Annotated in this window: 4 protein-coding genes; 2 read left to right on the forward strand and 2 right to left on the reverse strand. The window is 62.0% G+C overall.

Annotation, left to right across the window (positions count from 1 at the left end; genetic code table 11):
* Positions 1 to 203: 203 nt before the first annotated feature.
* A complete protein-coding gene (locus VIE67_RS14310; protein WP_332027126.1) occupies positions 204 to 554 on the reverse strand; it encodes a hypothetical protein in 351 nt (116 codons plus the stop codon).
* Positions 555 to 702: 148 nt separating this feature from the next.
* Between VIE67_RS14310 and VIE67_RS14315 the strand changes: the two genes are divergently transcribed.
* Positions 703 to 1,527 (forward strand): universal stress protein, encoded by an 825-nt coding sequence (locus VIE67_RS14315; RefSeq protein WP_332027127.1) that lies wholly within the window; start codon positions 703 to 705, stop codon positions 1,525 to 1,527.
* 321 nt (positions 1,528 to 1,848) lie between these two features.
* Positions 1,849 to 2,562 carry a queuosine precursor transporter gene (locus tag VIE67_RS14320; RefSeq protein WP_332027128.1) on the forward strand — a complete coding sequence of 238 codons (714 nt, stop codon included), beginning with the start codon at positions 1,849 to 1,851 and terminating at the stop codon, positions 2,560 to 2,562.
* 79 nt (positions 2,563 to 2,641) lie between these two features.
* Here VIE67_RS14320 and VIE67_RS14325 read toward each other — a convergent pair.
* Positions 2,642 to 2,869, reverse strand: a 228-nt coding sequence (locus tag VIE67_RS14325) for a hypothetical protein (protein WP_332027129.1), incomplete at its 5' end; no start/stop codon positions are given.

A 2,869-nucleotide genomic window follows, 5' to 3' on the forward strand; every position in this document is an offset into this window, starting at 1 on the left:
GTGGCCTGACCACAGGCTGGCCGTTACTGCGGCAGCCAGAACAACAGGTGCGAGAATACGTAGACGCATCATGATGCACTCCTTCTCTGGGTTGATCCGAGATTGATCTTACCGGCGCCGCGTGAAGGAATTGTAAATGTAGCGTACCAAAGCGGATTCGCGTTCAGCCGCGATTCGCCTATGGGTTCCGATTCACGCTTCGCTCAGCTTGGGCGGTGCTCCAGCTGCAATGGCGCCGGCCTCGCGGCGCGGCGGATCAGCCAGACCAGGCCGAGGATCACCAGCAAAGGCAGCAGCAGATGCGCGGTAACCACGCCCAGCGCCAGCACCAGCATCGCGCCGGCGATCGCCAAACCGATGCCGAGCGCACCGATGATCAGGCCGCCGATGCCGAAGACCAGGCCAAGCAGCACGCGCAGAATCAGCAGCGGCAGCGCAATCGCGAGCGCGACGAGCAGCAGCAGTGGCGCTAGCGCGAGCAAGGGCAGCAAGAGCGCGGCGCCGACGGCGCAACCCACCACTGCCAACGGAAACAGAATCAGGAACTTGAGCATTGTCGACTCCGTCCAAGCAAGCCTAATCGGCGATCAAAGCATAGCGCCATCCAGACGATGTGGCATGTGCGGAAGGTCATCGCCCGTGCCCAGGATCGCGTGCAGGGCGTAAGCTACGGTCACCGCCGCGCAAGGCGGAGGGGCGAGCATGGCTAATTTCGATATTCTGGTTCACGTGCGCCGTTACGAGGGCGAATCGCTGGCCGCGACCGTGGCCTTGACCCTCGCCCAGCGATTGCAGGCGCATCTGCTCGGACTCTATGTCGCCGCGCTCGGCTCGGTTGCCTACAGCACGCTCGAAACCGTGGTGTTCCAGGTGCAGGAGGCGGACGATCTCTACGAGACCGCGCTTGCGCAGCGCGACGTCTGGGAGAAACGCCTCGCCGCGAACGGCGTCGCCGGCGAATGGCTGGTTGCGCAGGGCGAACCAGTGGAAGCGATCTGTCATGCGGCGCGCTGGTGCGATCTGATCGTCGCCGAGCGGCCGCAATTGACCGCGGATGCGCCGATCGGCTGGGGTACTGTCTCGCGCACCGTGTTCGGCGCGGGCATTCCGGTCGTCGTCGTGCCAGAGACGGCCAAACCGACAAGCGTGGGCGAGCGCGTCATCATCGCCTGGAATCACAGCCGCGAGGCCGCGCGCGCGATCAGCGGCGCGTTACCCGTGCTGCGTCTGGCGAAGCAGATCCTCGTGCTCGACGGCGCCGAACAGCAAAGCCTGGTCGGTGCGCGCCATCTGCCGCAACTCGACCTCGCGGTGTATTTCGCGCGCCACGGTGTCGCCGCCGAGTTCCGCCCGTTCACGCCGACCAGCGAATACGGCGCCAATATCCTGAGCAACGCGCACACCATGGCGGCCGACCTGATCGTGATGGGCGCCTGGGGTCACTCGCGCATCGCCGAACTCGTACTCGGCGGCTCGACGCGCTATCTGTTCCAGCACAGCGACGTGCCGCTGTTCGTTGCGCATTGACTCGCGTGCCGTAGGTTGGGATGAGCGGAACGCGAACCCCAACATGCGAACCTCGCACCCACTGAAGCGGCCTCGCACGCAGCCGGCATTCTGTTGGGGTTTGCCTGCGGCTCACCCCAACCTACGCACTGCCTTTGAGCCCCTCTCCCCTTGCGGGAGAGGGGTTGGGGAGAGGGGTAGCGCGCGCGAAGCGGGCGCTTTCGGCGCCGGTGTGCTGATGCGTTTTCGGATTTTCAGCCCTCAGCCGTCAGCACTGCGCCCTCGCGGTATCGAAGCGAAAGCCGATACACTCCATGCACCTCTTTGCAAGCCAACGAGCCCATGACTAATTCCGCAGCCGCGCCGCGCACCTACCGCTATTACGACTTCATCCTCGGCGCGTTCGTCTGCGTGCTGCTGTGCTCGAACCTGATCGGGCCGGCGAAAGTCGCCACGGTGAATCTGCCGCTGATTGGCGATTTCACGTTCGGCGCCGGCGTATTGTTTTTCCCGATTTCCTACGTGTTCGGCGACATCCTCACCGAGGTCTACGGCTACGCGCGGGCGCGCCGCGTGATCTGGTCGGGCCTCACCGCGCTGGTGTTCGCCTCGATCATGGCCACCGTCGTGGTCAAGCTGCCACCTGCGGCGGGCTGGCACGGCCAGGATGCGTACGAGTCGATCTTCGGCCAGACGCCGCGCATCGTGTTCGCCTCGATCACGGCGTTCTTCTGCGGCGAATTCGTCAATTCCTATACATTGGCAAAAATGAAATTGTGGACAAACGGCAATGCACTGTGGTCGCGCATCGTCGGTTCGACCGTGTTCGGCGAAGGCGTTGATTCGCTGGTGTTCTATCCGGCAGCGTTTCTCGGCGTCTGGGAAACCAAGCTCGTGCTGACCGTGATGGTTTCCAACTACACACTCAAGGTGCTCTGGGAAATCCTCGCCACGCCGCTGACCTACCGCATCGTCGCCGCGCTCAAGCGCGCCGAGAACGAGGACTACTTCGACCGCGGCACGCACTTCACGCCATTTTCGCTGGGGACGAATTGACGCTTCGTTGTAGCTTTAGTGATATGAAGGAGCGTGTGGAAACATTGCTTCACTACGTTGCCTGTGGGCGCGTAGAAAGCTAACAGATCAATACCCCTTCGTTGTTGTCATCCGGACGAAGAGCGTGCCATTTAGGAAAAGCTTTTTCATCATCTCGGGTCGCGTATAAGAAGAGGTACTGCTCTTTGGGCGATACTGCTTGAGTATGTGCATCAGCAAAAAATTCTTTGAATTGTTTGATCGCTCTCTCAAGGTCTTTGTTACCGCGCCCTGAGTCGAGCCAAGCGTAGCTGATGATGACTTTCAG

The sequence above is a fragment of the Rudaea sp. genome (genome assembly GCF_036560865.1).
GTDB lineage: Bacteria > Pseudomonadota > Gammaproteobacteria > Xanthomonadales > Rhodanobacteraceae > Rudaea.